Here is a 23482-nt window from a genome sequence, read left to right as displayed (position 1 = left end):
GCGTCATGAACCGTCACCCGCCTGTGCGGGGAGCGGACGCAGCGGCCAGTGACCATCGATGACCGCGGACGGGTCGTACTTGTCCTTGGCCTTCTCCTCGTTCCGCAGCCACGACTGGTAGTTCGCAGCGTCCTCGCGGAACCACTTCACCTGCCTCTCGTGCAGCTCCTCGACGGTGATGCCCCGCAGGGAGTTGAAGCGGTTCGGCCGCAGTGCGAGCACCCACGCGGGCCTGGCCCGGTACGGGGTGTGCGCGATGACGCCGATCCGGTACGCGGCGCGCGCGGACATGAGCGCGTCGTACTCGGCGCCGTGGGCCTGGTCCTCATCCCACTCCAGGCCGTACGTCTCGGCCGTGGTCCGCATCTGGTACGGGCCCTGCGTCTCCGAGATCCGCTTCCGGAACGGGGCGCACTGCCGGTCCAGGACCATCGTGTCGACGACCCGCGTGATCGGCTGACGGCAGATCCCTTCGAGGCTGTCGCCGAGGTGACGGCGGCACTCGCGGTCGAGGAGGTTGAGGTCGTAGCCGCCGATGTTGTGGCCGACCAGCGGGATGCCGGCGGCGACGACTTCGGCAATGGCTTTAGCGATCTCGCCGACGCCCTGCTCTGCGGGCATGCCGTGCTCGGCGGCGTACTCGTCGGTGATGCCGTGCACCTTGATGGCCTCGGGCTCCATCGGGATGCCGGGGTTGAGCGTCCAGGTGCGGGCGTCGATGCCGCGGCCGACGCCGCCGAGGATGAGGGCGCAGGTGACGATGCGGGCCGTCTCGGAGTCCTTGTCGCTGGACTCGAAGTCAAGGGCCGCCATGTGCTCCAGGTGCCAGGCGGTCATGGGCGGGCCCCCGTACCGGGCTGGGCGGCCGCCGGCCATCCCTGCTCGCCCTGCTCAACCGCAGGGGCAGCCGCGGGAGTCGTGGCCTGCTGCTTGATCTCGTCGACCGTCACGCGAGGCAGCGGGAACTCCTCATCCGCCGTGACCTCACCGCGCTGGATCGACTGGAACGCGACAAGCAGCTGAGCAACATCGTGCTCCGTCCACTTCCCCGACGGTCGGCCAAGCTTCGTCTCGATGCGGTCCTGGACGATTCCGATGCCCTCGAACACGCGGATCGCGTCGGCGATGCGCTGAGGCAGAGGCTTCCCCCCGCCGTCGGCCAGCGTTTTCGTGCAGATCTGCTTCGCCTCTTCGACGAACCACGGCGGGAGGATCGCGAAGATCGCCTCACGGACGCGGCGGGCGCCGTTGTTGGCGTTGTTCTCGTAGATGTCCCGCATGTCGACGAGCTGCTTGGGGCCGCCCTTCTGGTCCCTCTTGTGAGGGACGATGAAAGTGCTGCTGTTGCGGGAGTTCTTCTCGACGTCCCAGGCGAAGGCCTGCATCTCGGACTGTCCGAACTCGTCGTCGCGGCGCATCTCGACGAGCCCGTATTGGATGTTGCCCCAGCAGCGGGCCAGCTCCCGGGCGAGGTGCACGCTGGCGCCGGTGATGTTTCCAGAGCCGCGGGAGTAGCGGAAGAACGCGCGCTCGGCGAGGAAGATCTGTCGGCAGGACTGGCGCATCTCGGCGATCGCGGCGTTGATATCGCGGGGTACCTGCTGCGCGACGACGATTGCGGCCTGGACTTCGGCCACGGCGCGGGACTGCTCGACTGCGGTGCCCTGTCCGATGCGGGCCGGAGCGGTGGCCGGGGCCGGGCGCTCGACGGGGTAGTTCACAGGTACTCCTCGGTGTCACGGACGGCGGCCCACGTGGGCAGGGAGAGGTAGGCGATCTCGTCGCTGTAGCCGGGCCAGACGCCGGACTCGGTGCACTCGGCGAAGACTTCGAGTGCGCGCCGGTTGCGGGCGGCGCCGATGCGGCGGGCTTCGGCGTCCATCTCGACGACCGTCACGACGTACGGGGCGGTCTTCTCCTGGCAGACGAAGACGAACGCGGCACTGTCGTCGGCGAGGTCGAGGGCGCGGGCAGCTGCCCGGTACCAGTCGTCTTGCTGGTGGTAGCCGAACTCCTGCACCGCCCGCGCGAGCGCGGCCGGTTCGGCGCTACGGCACGTCTTGTAGTCCGGGATGATCAGGCGCCCGGACCGCGCGTCGGGCAGCCAGTCGAAGCGGGCCCGCCGCATGACGCCAGTGGGCCGGTCACGCCAGAACAGGGACTGCTCCGGCTTCCCGCGCGCCGGGTCGAACAGGGCCGCGGCGATCGGGTGCCGTCGCAGGGCGTCGGCCATCGAGTGGACCTGCTCGTACTCGGCCGGCTTGAGCGGGATACCGCCCTCTTCGCGGATTGCGGCGACCTCGGCCTTGACGGCGTTCGTCGTCCACTTGTCCGCGTCGACCTGAACCAGGTCGGGGCCCTCGCCGAGGACCAGCTTGTGCGCGGCGGTGCCCAGTTCGAACGTCTTCTTCGGCTCCTGCGGGGTGTCCTGCGCGTGCCGGAACAGGGCCGGGCAGGACGGCGGGAGGAGGAGACGGGCGCCGCTGGAGGAGAGGCTGCCGCGGTCGGCGTGGTACTCCTCGTTGGTCATCTGGTGGATACCGGGCTCGACGGTGAGTGCCGGGCCGGCGGCCGGGGTGGTGGTCGTCATCAGGCGTCGGCCTCCGGGTCGTACTCGGAGGCAACTTCGATGCGGGTGACGGTGTAATCCGTCGTGTTCTCGACGCCGTCCTTCGCGACGACCAGTTCGTACGGGTCGTCAGGCTCGGACTCGTCGCCGATCCAGTCGAAGATGCCGCCCGCGAACTCCGGGGAGTTGTTGAGGGCATCGGCCTCGCAGTGCTCGCGGGCGGCGTCGGAGATGGTGTACGTGCCGAGCGGGGTCATGCCCCACGCGGCGCGGTAGACGTACACGTCCGTCGTCTCCGGCTGCGCGCCGCTGGCTGCCGGGCTCTGCGCGGCGGCGAGGGCGAGCGTCGCGTGCACCTGCGCCTCGGCGGCCAGGGCCGCGCCCGTGACCGGGTCTGCGCCGTCGCCCCAGGAGTAGTGAGTGACCTTCTTCAGGAGGCGCTCGGCCTCGCGGTAGTGCTCGGGGCCAGTCGCCATCAGGCACCGTCCTTCGTGGTCGTGGGGTGGTAGATGCGGCGGCCCTTGTCGTCGATGACCGCGGTGAGCACGCCCCGCGCGGCCAGGTTTCGGAGGTCCTTGCGGACCGTGTTCCGGCCGGACGTGGGCCAGGGGCTGCGGGCGAGGATGCTGATGGCGTGCCGCGTAGTGAGCGGGCGGCCGTCGGCCTGTATGGCGGCGAGGAGGTACCCCCGGCGCGTGATCAACTCGGGCATCAGGCACCGCCCGACTCGGGCAGATCCCGGCCCACGCGGTAGTCGTGGTGCAGCGGCGAGTCGTGCGCGTCCTCGCGGAGGGCCTGCGTCGGAGCGAGCAGCGCGGTCAGCCTGTCGACTGCGGCCTCGGCCTTCGGCGTCAGCGCGAACACGATCGGGTCCTCATCGACCGTCCCCTCACGCGGCGGCGTGTGGCACTTGCAGCGGCAGCCCTCACACAGGGGAGCGGGCTCCGGGCAGCGGCACTCTTCGGCCTCGATGCGGCGCTCCAGCTCGGCAACCCGGTCGAGGGCCTTGAAGAGCGCCTTCTGCATGACGGGCAGGCCGACCTCCAACTCGGCGACCCGAGCCCGCAGCCGCTCCAGCTCGGCCTGGTCGTCCTTCCGATGCGTACCGAGGACGGCCTCCAGCTCCGCCGTCCGCTGCTCGGACCGGATCAACCGCGCGCCGTCGACACGCGCCGACTCCAACTGCCGCCGCAGCTCTACCAGCTCGGCCGCAGTCTCCGGCGACATCAGCAACTGCGCCGACTCCAACGCCAGCGCGATACCCGCAGCCGTACGGTTCTGCATCAGCGCCGCGTTGATCACACCCGCCGCCGTGTTCACGAGCCTCGTATTCACGCGGCACCGCCCAGAGGCAGCAGCTCCGCGCCGAAGATCTCCTCAAGCTCCATCCGCGTCGACATCACCAAACGCGGGCACTTCTCCGGGTCAACACCGTCGATCACGTACAGCGCCGCACCGTTCCGCGTGTGCTGGGTGACGCGCCAGACCTTGCCGTTCGGGGCAACCAAGTCGCCCGTCGTGTTCTCGGGGCCGGTAATCTGAGTGGTCACGGTTACCTCTTCTTTCTGAGTGGATGAGGGTGCCGAGGGGCTTCCTGGACCGGGCATGGTCCGGGTGGCCCCGCTTTCGTCAGGCGGCGTCGACCGCCGAGGCCTGCGACACACGGCCGGCAGGACGGGTGAAGATCCGACGGAGGGCCTCGACGACGTCGGGAGTGGGCTCCGGAGCGGCGGCGACGCACTCGTGGATGTGGGCAATCACGTCGTCGCCGAGGAGGGCCCGCCGGCGTGCGGCTGCCGCTTCAGCGGCGGACATGCCGCTCACGCGACGGACTCGCCGTCGATGCGTTCCATCAGGGTGCGGAGGTCGACGTCGTAGACCTCCGCGAGACGGAGAGCCGTGATCAGGTCAGGTTGTGTCGCTCCGCGGAGGATCCGGTAGACGGTGGAGTTGTTGATCCCGGTCCGCTTCTGAATCGCGTAGCCGCTCTTGTCACCGCGTTCGCGGGCCTTGGCCCTGAGCTTCTTGACGTTCAGCTGGTACACGTGCGTGCTCCTCCTTCCGCAGGTAGCGGTGGGTTTCTGCCTCACGAGGCAGACTTTGGCACACACATTGCCTGCCGCGCAAGGCAGGGCTCACGCGCGGCAGTAGATTTTTTCCATGCGAACGCTTGTTCGATAGCGGGAGTGACCTGTGTTAATGCAGGTCAGTGGCCGATTGGCCACCCTTGCGCGCGAGGCAATCTCTGGCTACTGCCTCGCGCGGCAGGTACTGTGTCGGGACATGACGGATGCCCCCCAAGGCCACGCAGAACGCTTCTTCGCGGTCGTCCTTCCAGCCCTCAAACGCGCCGGCTACGACGGCTACAAGTCCCAGCAGCGCCTGGCCGACGACACAGGCATGTCCCCCAGCACCGTGTCCCGGCTCGTCCGTGGCCTGAAAGTCCCGGACATCAAGTACTTCCCGGCGCTCGCGAACGTCATCGACGCCGACCCGCTTGAACTGGCGGTCCTGGCCGCCCTCTTGCCCCCCGAGTTCCTTCAGTCCCATCGGACACTGTCCGAAACTAAACAGTCACAGGTATGGTCGGGACCTATCACTCCGGAGGAAGCGGCGGAGCGACTCGGCATCAAAGACGACGTGGGCAAGATGATGTTCTTCGGCGCTGTCGAGAAGCTGACGCAGCCGCAGGACCAGGCAAACGACACTGGCGAAGCCCCCGGAGGAACAGCAGCACAGATGTGAGGCGGGGGTACTCATGGATCTGACGGCCGGCACCAAGGCCACCGCAGTGTCCGCGGTGGCAGTCATGGCCGGAGGAATCTCAGTGATCCTCTACGGCATCGTGCGCAACGACCTGGCACGCTCCCTCGGCGGGGCGTGCCTCACCATGACGGCACTGACCCTGATAGCCATGGTCGCGATCAGGCGTTGGACCACTGACACGGGCGACGAACGGCGAATCCTGGCCGCGTCCACGCGAGAAGCCCAAGCCGAGCGGAGCCGCTACGTCGCAGCGCAGGCCGCCCTGGAGAACGAACAGGCCCGCCTCAACAGGGACATGGCGGCCGAGCGGGCCCGCGTCGCGGCCACCCTCGTTGCCGAGCGGCGAAAGATGGAAGCAGCATTCGAGGAGAAGCGGGCCCAGCTCGCGACCGAAGCGTTCACCACAGGCGTGCAGATGGAACGGGCCGGCATGCTGAGCCCGAAGAAGTCCGAGCCCGGCAACCTCATTCAGTTCCCGCAGCAGGAACGGGCCGCAGAGCGGGAGCGGTCCCGCGAGCACGGAGTAGTCGGTCCCTGAAGCCTGGAGTACCGACGAACGACAGCGTGATCCTGCCCGGCTCGATCGTCCGGACTCCCCGCTTGCGGGCCTTGAAGAGTCGCACCGTGACGATCCGGCGGATCGCCTCCCGCCTCTGCTCCATCGGCATCGCGGGATGGTCGGCCGTCCCGAACCACATGTCCCCCGGCTCCGCGGCGCTGAGCAGATCCTGGATCAGCAACGGCACACCCGTCACGGACGTGAGTCGCTCCTGCAACGTCTCGATCTTCGGGAGTAGCTCCAGCTCCAACTGCGAGAAGGAAGCCAGCGACAGCAAGGGCCTCCCCTGCTCGTTGCGCGTGCGGTTCAGCTTCCGAGCTTCGTCCAACTCCTCCTGGTACACATCCAGCAGGTCTTGGGCCTGGCGTACTTCCTCCGCTACCTGCTCCTGGTCCGGGATCAGAGCGGCACGTGCCTGTTCCTTCTCCCGCAGCCACCCCAGGAGACCCTCCTCCACATACCCGTCGAGGACGTCCTCCCGGATCGTGGTGTCGCCATTCTCCGCACACCGGTAGATGAGCCTGCGTTGGTGCCTCGCACCCATCTGGGTGGCCTTGAGTAGATGATCGTCTCCACACTCGCCGCACAACGCGAGACGCGACAGCATGTGCTCAACACGAGAGTCGATCTGCCCCCCGCGAGACGGGTCAGTGAGGATCTTCGTGACCCTCCGGAACAGCCTGCGCCCATCCGGGGTGTCCAGCCCTTTGAGTGGCTCCCAGGTGCCCTTGACGGCCTTCCCGTGGTGCAGCCGCTCACCGAGGTACACACGGTTCAGCAGCATGTATTTGACGAGGTGGTCGTTCCATCTGCTGCCGTCCTGGCGTGCGGCGTCGGTCTCGCTCTTGAGCCACTTCACCAGAGAGTGGAGGCTGCCGCCGGCATCGATGTGCTGCAGTGCTTTGAGCACGATGGGGCCTTGCGTTGGGTGTTCGAACTGGCCTACCAGGTCGCCTGTGTTCTCGTTGTACTTCCGCGCGTACCCGAATGGCAGTTTCCCCCAGACGCCGCCGGCTTCAGCTGTGAGCCGGGCCGTGCGAAGGTTCCGGTCGCGGATCCCCTCGGCCTCGTCCTCGGCAGCGATCGCGTCCATTGCGGTGGCCTTACGGTCCTCCCGCTTGGAAAGGTCGTAGACCTGGCCGTTGTAGCAGAGCAGGACGCCTGCGTCGTAGCAGGCGTTGCGGATACGGACGTACGCCTCAAGATCGCGGTAGTAGCGGGATGCCTCGTAGGCGACGACGATGCGGGCGACGCCGGATCGGATGGTGTCGAGGAGTTCCTCGAAGTCGTCGCGCTGGCGGCGTGCGTGGCGGGAAGCGGAGATGCCGGTGTCTTTGAACTCTCGGACGATGGGCCACTCGAACCGGTGGCAGATGTCTCGGCCGTCGGTGAGCTGGTCCTCGACGGAGCGACCCTTCTTGTGGGGGTCGACCGAGTTGCGGCCGTAGAGCAGGGCGTTGAAGACCTCGCCGGGGTAGACCATATGGAGGTATTCGGGAGCGATCGGCATGGCAGCACCCTAGCCGCACACAATGGTCTCTGGGGTGCATTCGCTGGGGCCACTCCTGGCCCGTCCTGCAGTTCAAGCGTCGGGCGGTCGATGGTCCTGACCTCCACCGCACCCGGCTTGAGATACGCGACTGCCCTGTTTCCGCTCATGCCTGATCGCCGTCCCTTCAGCCCCGTTGCTTCGGACGCCAGCGGCTGTGCGCATGGCGGAGTCTGCTACCAGCCGTGCCGTCCGGCCACCCTCCGCGCCAGGGCCTTTTTCGAAGCGGGGCACCCCGCCCGCACCCTCGGCGCCGGCCTGCGTTTAGGGTGACCGCCCATGACCACGAACTCCCAGGCCACGCCCTCCTTCGCCGTGCACATCCCCGAGGTGGAGCTCGAACCGGAGCCGCTGGACCCGGCCCAGATCCTCTCCGGCGACCCGGTCGTGACGGGCAAGGTCCTGTGGGAGTCGGCGGACGGCAAGCAGCTGCGCGGCATCTGGCAGATCACGCCCGGCGTCGTGACCGACACCGAGGCGAACGAGCTCTTCGTCGTCGTCAGCGGCCGCGCCACGATCGAGGTCGAGGGCGAGGGCGGTGCCGTCATCGACGTCGGCCCCGGCGACGCGGCGATCCTCCGCGAGGGCGACCGCACGACCTGGACGGTCCACGAGACCCTCCGCAAGGCGTACCAGATCAGCCTCTGACGGCCTGCTCGGCGGTTCGCATCGCCCGCGCCCCGGGACACGAGAGAGTTGAGGAGTGCCGAGCGGAGCACCGGTCAGAACAGCGGCTCCGGAAGCACTCCCTCCAGCGCGAGAAGCCTCCGCTTCGTCTCCAGACCGCCGCCGAAGCCGCCTATGCCGCCGTCGCTCTCGACGACCCGGTGGCAGGGCACGACGACCGGCAGCGGGTTCGAGCCCATGGCCACGCCCACGGCCTGCGCCGCGCGCGGCTGGCCGACCCGCCCGGCCAGGTCGCCGTAGCCCACGACCGCGCCGTACGGAACGCCGGACGCAAGCTCGCGCAGCACCTGGCGGTTGAACCCGGATATCAGCGACCAGTCCAGCGGCAGCTCGAAGTCGCGCCGCTCACCGGCGAAGTAGGCCGTCAGCTGACGTATCGCCTCGGCCAGGAGCGGGGAGTCGGGTGCCTCGACGGGCTGGCTGCCCAGACGTGACGCGAGCCGGTCGAGCGCCTTGTCACGCACCACGTCGGTGGCGTGGAACACGACGTTCACCAGGCCGTCGTGCGTCGCCGCCAGCAGCAGCGGACCGATGTCCGTGCCGACGACCACCCACACGACCTGCTGCTCGTACTGCCCGTGGCTGTTCATGCGATCCACCGTACGACGCACCACTGACAACGCCCGCGGCGTGGACGCCGGCCCCCGACCGGGGCCCGCTCGCCGACCGCCCGGAGCCGGGTGGACCACAGAAAGTAGACAGTCGTAGCTCAGTGTCAGGTCGTCACTGGAATATCCACAGGGGAGGGTGCGGGAAAACCACACAATGAACGGAGTTGCCCAAGTCCGCACACCGGCGCCGCACAAGTGGGGCGAGGCCGTAATTCTTTGCCGGAAAAGCGTTCGACCGTTCCGGTGGGAGTCATACTCTCTGCCTCGACCCTGACCGTTCTCGCGGTCCTGAGGGTGGGGGCAATCCGTGGATTTCCGGGCGCAACAGGGCGGGAAGGGCAGCCACCTATGCGGGGCACGGTCGACGACTTCAGCTACGGATTCGTCACACCTGTGGTGGCATTTCTCCTGGCCTGCCTGGGGGGAGCGCTGGGGCTGCGCTGCACCACCAGATCGATGCTGGTCACCCACTCCTGGCGCGCTGGCTGGCTCGCACTCGGTTCGGCGGCGATCGCCTCGGGGGTATGGACCATGCACTTCGTCGCGATGATGGGGTTCACGGTCGAGGAGACCCCGGTCCGCTACGACAAAGCGCTGACGTTCGCGAGCCTGGGCGTGGCCGTCGTGATGGTCGGCATCGGGATCTTCATCGTCGGCTACAGGGGAACCACCGGAACCGCGCTCTTCACCGGGGGCACCATCACCGGCCTGGGTGTCGCCTCGATGCACTACCTGGGCATGGCCGGCATGCGCGTCAACGGGAACCTCGAGTACAACACGCTCACCGTCTCCGCCTCGGTGGTCATAGCCGTCGTCGCCGCCACCTCCGCCCTGTGGGCCGCGGGACAGGTCCGCGGGTTCCTATGGAGCGTGGGTGCCAGCCTTGTCATGGGGCTCGCCGTCAGCGGTATGCACTACACGGGCATGGCCGCCCTCAGCGTCCATCTGCACAACGCGTCCGGCACCCCCGTGGGGGACTCGCCCGCCGCCCTGCTCGCCCCCATGATGATCGGACCGCTGGTCTTTCTCTGTCTGGCGGGTGTCGTGGTGTTGTTCGACCCGCTGATGGTGATGGGGAAGCCCGTCTGGACACCCGTGGAGAACAGGCCGGGAGTCCCCGCCCACCCCGCCGTCCCGCCCCCGGGCCGCCGTCCGCCGCTCCACCCCGGCCACGACCGCGGAAGGCGTAGGTCCCGCACCCGCACCCCGCAGAGCTGGTGATCCGGCCCCGTTGTCAGTGCGGGGTCGTACGGTTGATTCCATGCGGCCCGTATCCAAGATCGAACGTTCGGTGGCGCCCTTCGAGGTCGTCAGCTCCTACCAGCCGAGCGGTGACCAGCCTGCGGCCATCGCCGAGCTGGAAAAGCGCATCCTCGCAGGTGAGAAGGATGTTGTCCTGCTGGGTGCGACCGGCACCGGCAAGTCCGCCACCACTGCGTGGATGATCGAGAAGCTCCAGCGCCCCACGCTCGTCATGGCGCCGAACAAGACCCTGGCCGCCCAGCTGGCCAACGAGTTCCGCGAGCTGCTGCCGAACAACGCCGTCGAGTACTTCGTCTCCTACTACGACTACTACCAGCCCGAGGCCTACGTCCCGCAGTCGGGCACCTACATCGAAAAGGACTCCTCGGTCAACGAGGAGGTGGAGCGCCTGCGCCACTCCGCCACCAACTCGCTGCTCACCCGGCGTGACGTCATCGTGGTCGCCTCGGTCTCCTGCATCTACGGCCTCGGTACTCCCCAGGAGTACGTGGACCGGATGGTCCAGCTCAAGGTCGGCGACGAGATCGACCGGGACGACCTGCTGCGCCGCTTCGTGGACATCCAGTACACGCGCAATGACGTGGCCTTCGCGCGAGGCACCTTCCGGGTCCGCGGCGACACCATCGAGATCTTCCCGGTCTACGAGGAGCTCGCCGTCCGCATCGAGATGTTCGGTGACGAGATCGAGGCCCTCTCCACACTCCACCCGCTCACCGGCGAGGTCATCAGCGACGACACCTCGCTGCACATCTTCCCGGCGTCCCACTACATCGCGGGCCCCGAGCGCCTGGAGCGTGCCGCCAACGACATCGAGAAGGAGCTGGGGGAGCGCCTCGCCGAGCTGGAGAAGCAGAGCAAGCTCCTGGAGGCCCAGCGCCTGCGCATGCGTACGACGTACGACCTGGAGATGCTCCGCCAGATCGGCTCCTGCTCCGGCGTCGAGAACTACTCGATGCACTTCGACGGCCGCGAGCCCGGCACCGCGCCGAACACACTGATCGACTACTTCCCGGACGACTTCCTGCTCGTCCTCGACGAGTCGCACGTCACGGTCCCGCAGATCGGCGCCATGTACGAGGGCGACGCCTCCCGCAAGCGCACCCTCGTGGACCACGGCTTCCGGCTGCCCTCCGCGCTGGACAACCGCCCCCTGAAGTGGGAGGAGTTCCAGCAGCGCATCGGGCAGACCGTCTATCTGTCGGCGACCCCGGGGAAGTACGAACTCTCGCGGGGCGACGGCTTCGTCGAGCAGATCATCCGCCCCACCGGCCTCATCGACCCCGAGGTCATCGTCAAGCCCACCGAGGGCCAGATCGACGACCTGGTGCACGAGATCCGCAAGCGCACCGAGAAGGACGAGCGCGTCCTGGTCACCACGCTCACCAAGAAGATGGCCGAGGACCTCACCGACTACTTCCTGGAGCTCGGCATCCAGGTGCGCTATCTGCACAGCGACGTCGACACCCTGCGCCGCGTCGAACTGCTGCGGGAACTGCGCGCGGGCGAGTTCGACGTCCTGGTCGGCATCAACCTCCTCCGTGAGGGCCTCGACCTGCCCGAGGTCTCCCTGGTGTCGATCCTCGACGCCGACAAGGAGGGGTTCCTGCGGTCGGGCACCTCCCTCATCCAGACCATCGGCCGCGCGGCGCGCAACGTGTCCGGACAGGTCCACATGTACGCCGACAAGATCACCCCGGCGATGGAGAAGGCCATCGACGAGACCAACCGGCGCCGGGAGAAGCAGGTCGCCTACAACAAGGAGAGGGGCATCGACCCGCAGCCCCTCCGCAAGAAGATCAACGACATCGTGGCCCAGATCGCCCGCGAGGACGTCGACACGGAGCAGCTGCTCGGGTCGGGCTACCGCAAGGGGAACGACGGCAAGGGTGCCAAGACTCCGGTGCCCGCGCTCGGCGGCAAGGCGGCCAGGTCCGCGAAGGGCAAGGGCAAGGAGACGGTCCCGACCGACCGTCCCGCGGCCGAACTCGCCGGGCAGATCGAGGAGATGACGGCGCGGATGCGCGCCGCCGCGGCCGACCTGCAGTTCGAGATCGCGGCCCGGCTCCGTGACGAGGTCTCAGAGATGAAGAAGGAGTTGCGGCAGATGAAGGAGGGAGGACTCGCCTGACGCACGTCCTGAAGGTGCCGACCGCCTCCTGTACGCACTGTGTTGCAAGACCGACACAAAGTGCGCCCCAGGGTTCGGCACTGTCAGTGCTGCTGCGTAGGGTTCTGGTCATCCGCGGACTCCGTGGAAACAGGGGACTTTGAGAGGGGATCAGCGCGTGGTCGACGTATCCAAGGGCAGTACGCCCGGTGGGCCTGGCGTCAATCTGACCAAGGGTCAGGCCATCAGTCTGCAGAAGAAGGACGGGGGGACCCTGACGGCGGTACGGATGGGGCTCGGCTGGCAGGCGGCTCCCCGGCGCGGCCTGTTCGGCTCGCGCACCCGGGAGATCGACCTCGACGCCTCCGCCGTGCTGTTCGCCGACAAGCAGCCTGTCGACGTCGTGTTCTTCCGCCACCTCGTCAGCGACGACGGTTCCGTGCGCCACACCGGTGACAACCTCGTCGGCGGTGCGGGCCAGGGCGGCGACGACGAGTCGATCCTCGTCGACCTGCAGCGCATCCCGGTCCACATCGACCAGATCGTCTTCACCGTGAACTCCTTCACGGGCCAGACGTTCCAGGAAGTGCAGAACGCGTTCTGCCGGCTGGTCGACGAGACCAACGGACAGGAGCTCGCCCGCTACACACTGGCAGGCGGTGGGCAGTACACGGCCCAGATCATGGCGAAGGTGCACCGGGCGGGCGCGGGCTGGCAGATGACGGCCATCGGCACGCCGGCCAATGGGCGCACGTTCCAGGACCTGATGCCCGCGATCCTGCCGCAGCTGTAGGCAGTCCGGTGAGCGGCCCACGAAGCGACACAGGGACATAGGGGGACAAGGCGATGACGGCCGAGCTGGTCCGGGGGCAGAACCACCCGCTCTCCCAGGTCCGTCTTGAGGTCCGCGTTTCGGCAGGCAAGCCGATCGTGGCCGGGGCCACGCTCAGCGATGAGCAGGGCAGGGTCCGCGGTGTCGAGTGGGTGGCCCACCCGGGCGCGCCCACCCTGCCGGGACTCGAGGTCTCCCGGCAGGCCGCGGCCGACCATCGCCTCGCCTTCGACCTGGACGCCCTGTCGGAGGCCGTGCACCGGGTGAGTGTGCTGCTCGCGCTGCCGTCCGGGGTCGGCGGCCCGGTCCGGTTCGGAGCCGTCGCCGCCCCCTTCGTCGCGGTCACCGGCCTCGACGGCTCCGAGGTCGCCAGTTACACCGTGACCGGCCTGGACGCCGAATCGGCCGTCGTGGCCCTGGAGCTCTACCGCAGACAGGACGCGTGGAAGGTCCGCGCGGTCGGTCAGGGATACGCGGGCGGACTCGCCGAACTCCTCACCGACCAGGGCCTGCCCGAGGCGCAGCAGCTCGCCGGCAGCATCAACGAGGCGGTGGCCCAGGGCCTGGCCCGCTCGGTTGCGGCACCCCCTTCCCGTACGCCCGACGCGGACCGCTCACGACAGGCGGCCACCTCGGCGACGGCAGGGGACCAGCCGTACGCGGCACCGCCCCAGGGCACTTCCGGGAACGTATCGCCGCCGCAGTCCCCGTACGACGCGTCCGGCGCGCAGGGCGCCACGGCACCGCAGGCGGATTACCCCACGGGCCCGACGCAGGGCGACCCTTCCGCCGCCACACAGGCTTCCGCGGCGGGCGCCGGCGGTCCGGTCAACTACAGCCACCCCGGCCGGCAGAACGCGGCGCCGCCCCCGCCCCCGCCGACCGCACCCCCGACTCCGCCCGGGCAGCCCGCCCTGCCCGTCGCGGGCGACGCGACAGGCTGGTCCATGGAGGAGCGGCTCTACAACCAGGTGTGGGGCATGTTCGAGGACCTGGCCCGGACCGCCGCCGCCTATCGCAGCGCCGTCGACTTCGCCGAGTCGCGCATGGAGCAGGAGCTCGACAGGGCCCTGTCCGACCCGCGAAGCCGGATCGGCGGGCAGGGCGACGCCGCGCGCGAGGCGGCCCAGGCCAAGCACGCCCAGCTGGTCGACCAGGCACGGGCGGCCCTGGACCGGGACCTCGCGCAGCTCCGTGCTGAGGCCGATGTCGTCGAGCCCGCGCTCCCTGTGGCGTTCGCGCGCTGGGACAACCCGGCCTGGCACGGCTACCGGGTGCCCATGGAGGTCCCGATGGCCGTGCGTCTGGGCGACCTCCGGCTGCCCGAGAGTGACGGTCTGAGCATTCCGATGCTGGTCCGGCTGCCGTTGGAGCGCGGACTGTGGATCGACAGCGGCCGCGCCGGCCTCAGCGACTCACTCGCCGACTCCGACGAACTGCGTCGCCTCGCCATGGACACGGCCGTCTCGCACGCCGGGCGCCTGCTCGCCGTCTATCCGGCGGGTGAGTTCACCGTGCACGTCATAGATCCGGCCGGTTCGGCTGCCTCGTCTCTCGGGCCGCTGGTGCGGTCCGGGGTGCTCGACAGCGCGCCCGCCGTCGGCGCCGCGGGGGTCGCCGACGTCCTGGGCCGCCTCACCCAGCGTGTCGACCTGGTGGGGATGGCGGTGCGCGGCGGAGTGGCCGACTCGCTGCCCCCGGACCTCGACACCGCCGAACAGCTGTTGATCGTCAACGACTTCCCGCACGGCTTCGACGACCGTGCCGTGACCCAGTTGCGCTATCTCGCCGACGAGGGGCCGGCCGTCGGCGTCCATCTGATGATGGTGGCCGACCGGGAGGACGCCGAGGCCTACGGACCGTTGCTCGACCCGCTCTGGCGATCGCTGCTGCGACTCACCCCGGTGCCCGACGACCACCTCGCCGACCCCTGGGTCGGGCATGCCTGGACGTACGAGCCCGGGCTCGTCCCGCCGGGCAGTCAGGTGCTCCAGCAGGTGCTCACGGAGGTCGCGGCGGCCCGCCGCTCCTGGAACCGCTGACGCCTCCAGCGCTTATGTCAAGCTTAGGTAAAGCCGCCTGACCAGCGGACTTGCACTTTCTTTTACTAAACCCTTTACCTTTCCTTGGTGATTCGGGTACTGTTTTCCCTACGGAGGGGAGTACTCCCTACCAACTGCGGCGTACCCGTCAATACGGATCAGGCCAGATCCCGGGGCGTCGGCCCGCAGGCACCGGACGCATCGCGCGTCCCGGCCGCCGCGGGTGGAAGAGACCTCCAGCAGCGACGACGCTGAAATTTGCCGTTACGAACTGCCGGAGGCGCAGTGGATGTTTCCGTGACCCTTTGGGTCCTTACGATCGCGGGCCTAGCCGCCCTCATCGCCGTCGACTTCTTCATCGGCCGCAAGCCGCACGACGTATCGATCAAGGAAGCCGGAATCTGGACGGTCGTCTGGATCGCTCTGGCCGCCCTGTTCGGACTCGGACTGCTCGTCTTCTCGGGTGGCCAGCCCGCCGGAGAGTTCTTCGCCGGATTCATCACCGAGAAGTCGCTGAGCGTCGACAACCTCTTCGTCTTCGTCCTGATCATGGCGAAGTTCGCGGTGCCCACGCAGTACCAGCAGCGAGTGCTCCTCGTCGGTGTGCTCATAGCCCTCGTCCTGCGCGCGATATTCATCGCCGCCGGTGCCGCGGTCCTGGCGAACTTCGCGTGGGTCTTCTATATCTTCGGCGCCTTCCTCATCTACACCGCCTGGAAGCTGATCCAGGAGGCCCGGGCGGACGACGAGGACGACGAGTTCGAGGAGAACCGGCTGCTCAAGGCCGCCGAGCGACGCTTCGGCGTGGCCGACCGCTACCACGGCACCAAGCTGTGGATCCGGCAGAACGGCAAGCGTGTCATGACGCCGATGCTGGTCGTGATGCTCGCGATCGGCACCACCGACGTGCTCTTCGCGCTGGACTCGATCCCCGCGATCTTCGGCCTCACGCAGGACCCGTACATCGTCTTCACGGCCAACGCGTTCGCGCTGATGGGTCTGCGACAGCTCTACTTCCTCATCGGCGGCCTGCTGCGGAAGCTGGTCCACCTCAGCTACGGCCTGTCGGTGATCCTCGGCTTCATCGGCGTCAAGCTGGTGCTGCACGCGCTGCACGAGTCGGGCGTCCATGTCCCCGAGATCTCCATACCGGTCTCGCTCGGCGTGATCTGCGGGGTCCTGGTCGTCACGACGATCACCAGCCTCATCGCCTCCAAGAAGCAGGCGGCGCAGGAAGCGACCGAGAGCGCGCCGAAGGACAGCATCGACGTCTGACCGCACCGGACGTAGGAAAAAGCACTCCTGGAGCGGTGCTCGGTCGGTTGCCGGGTGCCGCTCCCGGTGCTTGCTTGGATCGTGAACGCTCCCCAGCCCGGGGACGCCACGGCCGGGTGGAGGCACCCATGAAGTTCGTGCAGATCATCGACTTCGAGACCGAGCGTATGGAGGAGATGCGGGAGCTGGTCGAGCAGGCGGACCGGCGCGCCGTAGGCCGCACCGGCGGTCCCACGCACCGCCTCGTCCTCCAGGACCGCAATACGCAGGGCCGCTATCTCGTAGTGATCGAGTTCGAGTCGTACGAGGACGCCATGCGCAACAGCAACGACCCGGAGACGTCAAGGATGGCGGAGCAACTGGCCGCGCTGTGTACCAGGCCGCCCACCTTCACCGACTGCGACGTACGGGAAATGACCGAGCTGAAGTAGTGGCTCGGTCCCGGGCCCCGCGTCACCGGAATGCGGGGCCCCTGCCCGCCTGAAAGGATCACTGCATGCTCGCTCGATTCCGGTCACTCCTGACGCAGTGGACGTCCGTAGTGCCCGTGATCGGGCTGGTCCTGCTGGCCCTCACCTGGGGGCGTGATCTGCCCGGCGCGGTGGTCGCGCTGGTCACGGTGGTTCTCGCCGGAGCCGTGCTGGCCGCCGTGCACCATGCCGAAGTGATCGCGCACCGGGTCGGCGAACCCTTCGGCTCGCTCGTCCTCGCCGTCGCCGTCACGATCATCGAGGTCGCGTTGATCGTCACCTTGATGGCGGACGGCGGCGACAAGAGCTCGACACTGGCCCGCGACACCGTGTTCGCGGCGGTGATGATCACCTGCAACGGCATAGTCGGGGTGTGCCTGCTCGTCGCCTCCCTGCGCCACGGACTGGCGGTCTTCAACGCGGAGGGCACCGGGGCCGCCCTCGCGACCGTCGCGACGCTGGCCACGCTCAGCCTGGTATTCCCGACGTTCACCACCAGCAAGCCGGGCCCTGAGTTCTCCACCGCCCAGCTCACCTTCGCCGCGCTGGCCTCGCTGGTCCTGTACGGCCTGTTCGTGGCCACCCAGACCATGCGCCACCGCGACTACTTCCTGCCGATCACCCGGCAGGGCAAGGTCATCGAGGTGGACGACCACGCCGACGCCCCGTCCGCCCGTACGACCGGAATCAGCCTGGGCCTGCTCGGCCTGGCCCTCGTCGGCGTGGTCGGTCTGGCCAAGGGCGTGTCGCCCACCATCGAGTCCGGGGTCGAGGCTGCCGGTATGCCGCACGCCGTGGTCGGTGTGATCATCGCGCTGCTCGTGCTGCTCCCCGAGAGCATCGCCGCACTGCGGGCGGCCCGCCGTGACCGCGTGCAGACCAGCCTGAACCTGGCCCTCGGCTCGGCGATGGCGAGCATCGGCCTCACGATCCCCGCCGTCGCGCTCGCGTCCGTCTGGCTCTCCGGACCGCTCGTGCTCGGCCTCGGCTCCACCCACATGGTCCTGCTCGCGCTGACCGTGGTGGTCAGCGCCCTGACGGTGGTTCCCGGGCGCGCCACACCGCTCCAGGGCGGCGTCCATCTGGTGCTGTTCGCGGCGTACTTGGAGCTGGCGATCAACCCCTAGGGTGTGTCGCGTACCGCACCGGTCGGTCACTCGGGGGCGGGTACGACCACCAGCCGGGGCACCGGCCGTGTCTCGGGCAGCAGCGCGAAGCACCCCAGGCTGAGCAGCGCGATCCCCGTCAAATAGGCGGCCACGCCCCAGGGAACCCCTTCCCCCTGGGCCACCGCCGTCGCCACGATCGGCGTGAGCGCGCCCCCGAGGACCCCGCCCAGGTTGTAGCCCACCGCCGCGCCGGTGCAGCGCACCCGGGGCTCGTACAGCTCCGGCAGATACGCGGCGATCACGGCGAACATCGTGATGAACGAGATCAGCGCCACCAGGAAACCGAGGAACATCAGCAGGGGTTCGCCGGTCGACAGCAGCGCGATCATCGGGAACATCCACAGCGCGGCGCCCGCGCAGCCCACCAGACACAGGGGCCGCCGCCCATAACGGTCACCGAGCATGGCCATCAACGGCGTCAGGGAGCCCTTCACCAGCACGGCGGCCATGATGCAGGCCAGCATGACGGTACGGCTCACCCCGAGCCGTTCGACGCCGTAGGCGAGCGCCCAGGTAGTCACCGCGTAGAAAACGGCGTAGCCGACCGCGAGGCCGCCGGCCGTCAGCAGCACCAGCCGCCAGTGATCGCGCACCACTTCGGCGAGCGGCACGCGCGCGGGGTCCCCCATTTCCAGGAACTGCGGGCTCTCCACGAGCGAGCTGCGCAGCCACAGCCCGGCCGCCGCCAGCACCCCCGCCGCCCAGAACGGCACCCGCCACCCCCACGCCGCGAACTGAGCGTCGGACAGCGTCGCCGACAGCACCAGCATCACGCCGTTGGCCAGCACGAACCCCAGAGAGGGGCCGATCTGCGGGAAGCTCGACCACAGCCCGCGCCGCTCGGCGGGCGCGTGCTCGGCGGTGAGCAGCACCGCTCCGCCCCACTCCCCGCCGAGCCCCAGCCCCTGCAGAAAACGCAGCACCAGAAGGAGCACGGGGGCGGCCACACCGATCGTGTCGTACGTCGGTACGCAGCCGACGGCCACGGTCGCCGCGCCGGTCAGCAGCAGCGAGGCCACCAGCACCGGCCGCCGCCCGCGCCGGTCCCCGATGTGCCCGAAGAGCACCGAGCCGAGCGGACGGGCGACGAAGCCGACGCCGAACGTCGCGAAGGCCGCCAGCGTCCCCGCCAGCGGCGAGAACGTCGGGAAGAACAGCGGCCCGAGAACCAGCGCGGCCGCGGTGCCGTAGACGAAGAAGTCGTAGAACTCGATGGCCGTCCCGGCGAGGGAAGCGGCCGCGAGGCGGAGCATGGACGGTTTCTTCACTGTGTGTACGTCGTACATGCCGCGTCAACTACCCACGGTGATCGGCGGTTACGGGGGCGTGCGGGGGCTTGTTCCAGGTCAGTAGGTGACCGTGATGCGCCGGGCGGGGCCGTCCACGCGGATCGTGCCCCCATAGGGGATGACGATCTGCGGATCGGTGTGACCGAAGTCCACATCGAGGACGACCAGCATGTTGGGCGCATATGTGTCTACGGCTCGGAGCACCGCCTCGTGCTGCTCCCGTACGTAACGGGCTCTGGCGGCGGAGTCGTTGGGCTGCTCGAACGACCACGCCTTGGGGCGGGCCATCAGGAGCGCGGGGAAACGTCGCAGCAGTCCGCGCTCGCCCATGCTGCGCAGAATCCAGAAGACGTCGCTCGCCCGAGGCATGTCCTCCGAGGTCTCCAGGAACAGAACACGACCCTCGTACACGGAGGGATCACGGGAGATCTCGCGGTCGGCCATCAGCAGCCAGGAGAGGATCTCGACGTTGCCACCCCAGGAGCGGCCTTCGATCACCTGGTCCGGGCGGTGCCAGGTCCAGCCGTCGCCCGGTTCCGTCGGCGGCTCGGAATCGAAGGTCGCCGGGTCCTCCCAGGGGCTGTTGACCTCGCCGAAACGGTCGGCGGGGCGCAGCTCGTACGGCCCGGAGGTGAACAGCGCGGCCCGCAGCGACTCGGCGGTCAGCGGGTCCATCGCGCCGGGGCGGCCGAGTTCGCACATCACCGATCCCCCGTGGTAGCCGACGATTCCGGCGTTCCAGAGGTAGGCGAGGAGGTTCGTGTTGTCGCTGTACCCGAAGAACGGCTTCGGGTTGGCGCGGATCAACTCCTGGTCAAGGAGCGGCAGCACGGTGATCTGGTCGTCCCCGCCGATGGAGGAGATGACGGCTCTGACCGTCGGATCGGCGAACGCCGCGTGGAGGTCGTCGGCCCGCTCCTGCGGCGTCGAGCCCATCTTCCGGGTCGCCGGATACTCGACCGGTTCGAGGCCGTACTCCTTGCGCAACCTCTCCAGACCCAGCTCGTAGGGAAGCGGGAAAAGCCCGGGGAGCCCGGAGGAGGGCGAGACGACCGCTATCCGGTCTCCCGGCGAGGGCTTGGGAGGGTACGAGGGTGTCGTCATGACGGGAGGGTACGGGGCCGTGCCGTCCGAGCGCACCGTGATAAACCGGGTCTGAGCAGCGGCCCTCCCCGGGCCGGCGTATCTGGAATGACCGGAGGAACTGTGCCCCGCACACTCGCCAACGCCCCGATCATGATCCTCAACGGGCCGAACCTGAACCTTCTCGGGCAGCGCCAGCCGGAGATCTACGGCTCGGACACGCTCGCCGACGTCGAGGCCCTGTGCGCCAAGGCGGCGGCCACGCACGGCGGCAGGGTCGACTTCCGGCAGTCCAACCACGAGGGCGAGTTGGTGGACTGGATCCACGAGGCGCGCCTGAACCACGCCGGGATCGTGATCAACCCGGCCGCCTACTCGCACACCTCCGTCGCGATCCTGGATGCGCTCAACACCTGTGACGGCCTTCCTGTGGTGGAGGTCCACATCTCCAACATCCACCAGCGCGAGGAGTTCCGGCACCACTCGTACGTCTCGCTCCGTGCCGACGGAGTGATCGCGGGGTGCGGGGTGCAGGGGTACGCGTTTGCGGTGGAACGGGTCGCGGCCCTTGCGGGGACGGGACACGCGGAGGCCTGACCGGGCGGGACGCGCGACCTGCCGAGCCGGAGGTCAGAGCCGGCCCGCGTCCACGATGCGCTTCAGAAAGCGCTGCGTCCGCTCCTGCCGCGGGTTCCCGAAGATGTCCTCGGCAGTTCCGCGTTCCAGGACCACGCCACCGTCCAGAAAACAGACCTGGTCCGCGACCTCCCGGGCGAAGCCCATCTCATGGGTGGCGAGGACCATGGTCATGCCGTCCTCCTTCAGGTCCCGGACGACGCCGAGGACCTCGCCCACCAGCTCCGGGTCGAGGGCGGCGGTGATCTCGTCCAGGAGCAGCAGCCGGGGACGTACGGCCAATGCGCGGACGATCGCCGCCCGTTGCTGCTGACCACCGCTCAGCCGGTCGGGGTACTCGCCCGCCTTGGCGCCGAGCCCGAGCCGGTCGAGCAGTTCACGGGCGTGCGCCTCCGCCTCCGCGCGGTTCACGCCGTGCACGCGGCGCGGGGCGAGGGTGATGTTCTCCAGGACGGTCATGTGCGGGAAGAGGTTGTACGCCTGGAAGACCACGCCGATCCGGCGGCGTACCGCGTCCTGGTCGGCCCGTGGATGGGTGATCTCCTCGTCGTCCAGCCAGATCGCGCCGTCGTCGATGTCCTCGAGGAGGTTGGCGCAGCGAAGGAGGGTGGACTTGCCGGAGCCCGAGGCGCCGATCAGCGCGGTCACCGTGTGCGGGGCGACATCGAGGTCGACGTCCCGCAGTACCACCGACTCGCCGAAGGTCTTGCGGACGGACTCCATGCGTAGCACCGGAGCGGCGGTCATATGGTCCCTCCCTGTGCCCGCTGACGGTCCATCCGGGCCGTGACCCAGTCCGTGAAGCGGGTCATCGGGATGGTCAGGGCGACGAAGACCAGTCCCGCGACGATATACGGCGTGTAGTTGAGGCTGCGGCCCACGATGATGTCCGCGGCGCGCACCGCGTCGACCGCCCCGCCGATCGAGACGAGTCCGGTGTCCTTCTGGAGGGACACCAGGTCGTTGAGGAGGGGCGGCACCTGACGGCGTATGGCCTGGGGGAGTACGACGTACCGCAGGGACTGCCGGTTGGTGAGGCCGAGCGAGCGGGCCGCGGCGCGCTGCGAGGGGTGGACGGACTCGATGCCGGCGCGGAACACCTCGGCGACGTAGGCCGAGTACGTGAGCGTGAGCGCGGTGCCGCCCAGGAGTATCGGGTCCACCGTGACGCCCTGGAGCCGCAGCGCGGGGACGCCCAGAACCACGATCATCAGGTTGATGATCAGCGGGAGTCCGCGGAAGAAGTCGGTGTACGCGGCGGCCAGCGCCCGCACCGGGAAGAAGACCGGACCGCGCAGGGTGCGCGCGATGGCGATCAGCATGCCGAGGACGAGCACCGCGGCGCCGCAGATCAGGAGCAGCCGGACGTTGAGCCACAGCCCTTCGAGGACCTTGGGGAACGCCTCGCGCGCGTACTGCCCGTTGAAGAACGTCTCCTTGGTGCGCGGCCAGCCGGGCGCGCTGACGACGACGAAGTAGAGGACGACGCCGGTGATCAGGGTGGAGAGCGCGGCGATCGCCGTCGCACGGCGGGAGCGGATGCGCTTGTAGCGCTCCCGCTCGATCCGCCGCTGCGACGGGACGTACGCCTCTCGCATGTCTCCTTCGCCGGAGTCGCTGCCGGGCGCGTCCTTCACGACCGTCACTTGAGTACCGGAGCGTCGACGGCGTCGGACAGCCACTGCTTCTCGATCGAGGCCAGCGTGCCGTCCTCGCGCAGGGCGTCCACCGCGTCGGTCACGCACGGGGTCAGCGCGCTGCCCTTGTCGAGGACGAGCCCGAACTGCTCGGGTGTGCCACCGGTGTTCTCGAACTGTCCGACGATCTTCGCGTCCGTCACCTCGGCCGCGGTGATGTAGAAGGCGGTCGGCAGGTCGACCACGATGGCGTCGACCTGGCCGTTCTTCAGCGCGGACTTGGCCTGGTCGTTCTTCGCGTACGCGGCCGGCGCCTCGGTCGGCTTCACGACGTCGTTGATGTAGTCGAGGCTGGTGGTGCCGACCTGGGCGCCCAGCTTCACGTCCTTGAGGTCCGCGATGCTCGTCGCCTTCGCCGCCGTGGAGTCCTTCAGCGCGATGACAGCCTGGCGGACGTCGTAGTAGCCGGACGAGAAGTCCACGGCCTTCTTGCGCTCGGCGCTGATCGACACCTGGTTGATGTCGAAGTCGAAGGTCTTCTCACCAGGCGCGAAGGCCTTGTTGAAGGGGACGCTCTGCCAGACGACGTCACTCGTCGCGTAGCCCAGTTGCTTCGCCACGGCGTACGCGACCGCGGACTCGTAGCCCTCGCCGTTGGCGGGCTTGTCGTCCTTGAACCAGGGTTCGTACGCAGGCTCGTCGGTCGCGACCGTCAGCTTGCCGGACGTCTTGGTGGCCAGCTTGCCCTTGTCGCAGGCGTTCGCGGAGGGCGAGGCGGCGGCGTTGTCCTCGGGCTGCGGGGCGCAGCCCACGGCGACGACGGCGAGCAGGGCGACGGTGGCGGCGGGCGCGGTGCGGCGCAGGGCGCGTTGGGCGAGATGCATGGCGGGAGAGTGACAGTGCGGCGTCCTGTTTGTCCAGGTCACAAGGACAACTGT

27 protein-coding genes are annotated in these 23482 nt (G+C 68.7%); 11 read left to right on the top strand and 16 right to left on the bottom strand.

Going from position 1 to position 23482, the window contains the following annotated elements; genetic code table 11:
* Positions 1–3 precede the first annotated feature (3 nt).
* From ACFVKT_RS31075 to ACFVKT_RS31035, 9 genes are all read right to left on the bottom strand, one after another.
* The gene (locus ACFVKT_RS31075; RefSeq protein WP_385737691.1) at positions 4–837 is read right to left on the bottom strand and encodes an exonuclease domain-containing protein; all 834 of its coding nucleotides are present in this window, start codon (positions 835–837) and stop codon (positions 4–6) included.
* Positions 834–1721: a hypothetical protein gene (locus ACFVKT_RS31070; protein ID WP_385737690.1), complete on the bottom strand. Its 888-nt coding sequence runs from the start codon at positions 1719–1721 to the stop codon at positions 834–836. Before ACFVKT_RS31070 ends, ACFVKT_RS31075 begins: the two co-directional genes overlap by 4 nt.
* Positions 1718–2590 carry a PD-(D/E)XK nuclease-like domain-containing protein gene (locus ACFVKT_RS31065; protein ID WP_385737688.1) on the bottom strand — a complete coding sequence of 291 codons (873 nt, stop codon included), beginning with the start codon at positions 2588–2590 and terminating at the stop codon, positions 1718–1720. The genes ACFVKT_RS31070 and ACFVKT_RS31065 overlap by 4 nt, the downstream gene beginning before the upstream one ends.
* Positions 2590–3045 carry a hypothetical protein gene (locus ACFVKT_RS31060; RefSeq protein WP_385737686.1) on the bottom strand — a complete coding sequence of 152 codons (456 nt, stop codon included), beginning with the start codon at positions 3043–3045 and terminating at the stop codon, positions 2590–2592. The genes ACFVKT_RS31065 and ACFVKT_RS31060 overlap by 1 nt, the downstream gene beginning before the upstream one ends.
* Positions 3045–3281, bottom strand: coding sequence for a hypothetical protein (locus ACFVKT_RS31055; RefSeq protein WP_385737684.1), 237 nt, complete (start codon positions 3279–3281; stop codon positions 3045–3047). Before ACFVKT_RS31055 ends, ACFVKT_RS31060 begins: the two co-directional genes overlap by 1 nt.
* Entirely contained in the window at positions 3281–3904 is a 624-nt protein-coding gene (locus ACFVKT_RS31050) for a hypothetical protein (protein WP_385737683.1), read from the bottom strand. Before ACFVKT_RS31050 ends, ACFVKT_RS31055 begins: the two co-directional genes overlap by 1 nt.
* Entirely contained in the window at positions 3901–4119 is a 219-nt protein-coding gene (locus ACFVKT_RS31045; protein ID WP_385737682.1) for a hypothetical protein, read from the bottom strand. Before ACFVKT_RS31045 ends, ACFVKT_RS31050 begins: the two co-directional genes overlap by 4 nt.
* Positions 4120–4198: 79 nt before the next feature.
* Complete coding sequence (locus tag ACFVKT_RS31040) at positions 4199–4384, bottom strand: hypothetical protein (RefSeq protein WP_385737680.1); 186 nt, start codon at positions 4382–4384, stop codon at positions 4199–4201.
* A gap of 5 nt (positions 4385–4389) precedes the next feature.
* Entirely contained in the window at positions 4390–4614 is a 225-nt protein-coding gene (locus ACFVKT_RS31035; RefSeq protein WP_385737678.1) for a helix-turn-helix domain-containing protein, read from the bottom strand.
* A 238-nt stretch (positions 4615–4852) separates the two neighbouring features.
* On the opposite strand from ACFVKT_RS31035, the gene ACFVKT_RS31030 reads away from it, so the two are divergent.
* Positions 4853–5314, top strand: a complete 462-nt coding sequence (locus ACFVKT_RS31030) for a helix-turn-helix domain-containing protein (protein ID WP_385737676.1) — start codon at positions 4853–4855, stop codon at positions 5312–5314.
* A gap of 13 nt (positions 5315–5327) precedes the next feature.
* The gene (locus ACFVKT_RS31025; RefSeq protein ID WP_385737674.1) at positions 5328–5873 is read left to right on the top strand and encodes a hypothetical protein; all 546 of its coding nucleotides are present in this window, start codon (positions 5328–5330) and stop codon (positions 5871–5873) included.
* Here the strand turns inward: ACFVKT_RS31025 and ACFVKT_RS31020 are convergent.
* Positions 5800–7404, bottom strand: coding sequence for a recombinase family protein (locus tag ACFVKT_RS31020; RefSeq protein WP_385737672.1), 1605 nt, complete (start codon positions 7402–7404; stop codon positions 5800–5802). The genes ACFVKT_RS31025 and ACFVKT_RS31020 overlap by 74 nt on opposite strands.
* A 318-nt stretch (positions 7405–7722) precedes the next feature.
* Between ACFVKT_RS31020 and ACFVKT_RS31015 the strand changes: the two genes are divergently transcribed.
* On the top strand, positions 7723–8091 hold the full coding sequence (locus ACFVKT_RS31015) for a cupin domain-containing protein (protein WP_385737670.1): 369 nt from the start codon (positions 7723–7725) through the stop codon (positions 8089–8091).
* Between the two features lie 74 nt (positions 8092–8165).
* Here ACFVKT_RS31015 and ACFVKT_RS31010 read toward each other — a convergent pair whose 3' ends face one another.
* Positions 8166–8720, bottom strand: a complete 555-nt coding sequence (locus tag ACFVKT_RS31010) for a methylated-DNA--[protein]-cysteine S-methyltransferase (protein ID WP_385737668.1) — start codon at positions 8718–8720, stop codon at positions 8166–8168.
* A gap of 369 nt (positions 8721–9089) precedes the next feature.
* Here ACFVKT_RS31010 and ACFVKT_RS31005 point away from each other — a divergent pair, with 369 nt between their 5' ends.
* The 7 genes from ACFVKT_RS31005 to ACFVKT_RS30975 all read left to right on the top strand — a co-directional run bounded on the left by ACFVKT_RS31005 (position 9090) and on the right by ACFVKT_RS30975 (position 17857).
* Positions 9090–9962, top strand: a complete 873-nt coding sequence (locus ACFVKT_RS31005) for an MHYT domain-containing protein (protein ID WP_385737666.1) — start codon at positions 9090–9092, stop codon at positions 9960–9962.
* A gap of 40 nt (positions 9963–10002) precedes the next feature.
* Positions 10003–12132, top strand: coding sequence for an excinuclease ABC subunit UvrB (gene uvrB / locus ACFVKT_RS31000; RefSeq protein ID WP_385737664.1), 2130 nt, complete (start codon positions 10003–10005; stop codon positions 12130–12132).
* Between the two features lie 205 nt (positions 12133–12337).
* A complete protein-coding gene (locus ACFVKT_RS30995; protein WP_365428467.1) occupies positions 12338–12904 on the top strand; it encodes a TerD family protein in 567 nt (188 codons plus the stop codon).
* A 53-nt stretch (positions 12905–12957) separates the two neighbouring features.
* Entirely contained in the window at positions 12958–14985 is a 2028-nt protein-coding gene (locus ACFVKT_RS30990; RefSeq protein WP_385737663.1) for a TerD family protein, read from the top strand.
* 285 nt (positions 14986–15270) lie between these two features.
* Entirely contained in the window at positions 15271–16260 is a 990-nt protein-coding gene (locus ACFVKT_RS30985; RefSeq protein WP_385737661.1) for a TerC family protein, read from the top strand.
* Between the two features lie 128 nt (positions 16261–16388).
* Positions 16389–16691, top strand: a complete 303-nt coding sequence (locus ACFVKT_RS30980) for a hypothetical protein (RefSeq protein ID WP_385737659.1) — start codon at positions 16389–16391, stop codon at positions 16689–16691.
* A gap of 65 nt (positions 16692–16756) precedes the next feature.
* Positions 16757–17857: a calcium:proton antiporter gene (locus ACFVKT_RS30975; RefSeq protein ID WP_385737657.1), complete on the top strand. Its 1101-nt coding sequence runs from the start codon at positions 16757–16759 to the stop codon at positions 17855–17857.
* A 26-nt stretch (positions 17858–17883) separates the two neighbouring features.
* Here ACFVKT_RS30975 and ACFVKT_RS30970 read toward each other — a convergent pair whose 3' ends face one another.
* Both ACFVKT_RS30970 and ACFVKT_RS30965 read right to left on the bottom strand, forming a co-directional pair.
* On the bottom strand, positions 17884–19152 hold the full coding sequence (locus tag ACFVKT_RS30970) for an MFS transporter (protein ID WP_385737655.1): 1269 nt from the start codon (positions 19150–19152) through the stop codon (positions 17884–17886).
* A 93-nt stretch (positions 19153–19245) separates the two neighbouring features.
* Positions 19246–20292 carry a S66 peptidase family protein gene (locus ACFVKT_RS30965; RefSeq protein ID WP_385737653.1) on the bottom strand — a complete coding sequence of 349 codons (1047 nt, stop codon included), beginning with the start codon at positions 20290–20292 and terminating at the stop codon, positions 19246–19248.
* A 102-nt stretch (positions 20293–20394) separates the two neighbouring features.
* On the opposite strand from ACFVKT_RS30965, the gene aroQ reads away from it, so the two are divergent.
* Complete coding sequence (gene aroQ / locus ACFVKT_RS30960) at positions 20395–20868, top strand: type II 3-dehydroquinate dehydratase (protein ID WP_385737885.1); 474 nt, start codon at positions 20395–20397, stop codon at positions 20866–20868.
* Between the two features lie 33 nt (positions 20869–20901).
* Here the strand turns inward: aroQ and ACFVKT_RS30955 are convergent, their stop codons facing one another.
* Genes ACFVKT_RS30955 through ACFVKT_RS30945 form a run of 3 tightly spaced genes read right to left on the bottom strand, consistent with a single transcriptional unit; the run spans position 20902 to position 23428 of the window.
* Positions 20902–21654, bottom strand: coding sequence for an amino acid ABC transporter ATP-binding protein (locus tag ACFVKT_RS30955; protein WP_385737651.1), 753 nt, complete (start codon positions 21652–21654; stop codon positions 20902–20904).
* Positions 21651–22553 (bottom strand): amino acid ABC transporter permease, encoded by a 903-nt coding sequence (locus ACFVKT_RS30950; protein WP_385737649.1) that lies wholly within the window; start codon positions 22551–22553, stop codon positions 21651–21653. Before ACFVKT_RS30950 ends, ACFVKT_RS30955 begins: the two co-directional genes overlap by 4 nt.
* A complete protein-coding gene (locus ACFVKT_RS30945) occupies positions 22550–23428 on the bottom strand; it encodes an ABC transporter substrate-binding protein (protein ID WP_385737647.1) in 879 nt (292 codons plus the stop codon). Before ACFVKT_RS30945 ends, ACFVKT_RS30950 begins: the two co-directional genes overlap by 4 nt.
* Positions 23429–23482: the final 54 nt, after the last annotated feature.

The organism is Streptomyces sp. NPDC127595, from assembly GCF_042671685.1.
In the GTDB taxonomy this organism is placed as follows: Bacteria; Actinomycetota; Actinomycetes; order Streptomycetales; family Streptomycetaceae; genus Streptomyces.
Note: the sequence above shows the minus strand (reverse complement) of the source record. Positions and strands in the feature narration are given on the sequence as shown.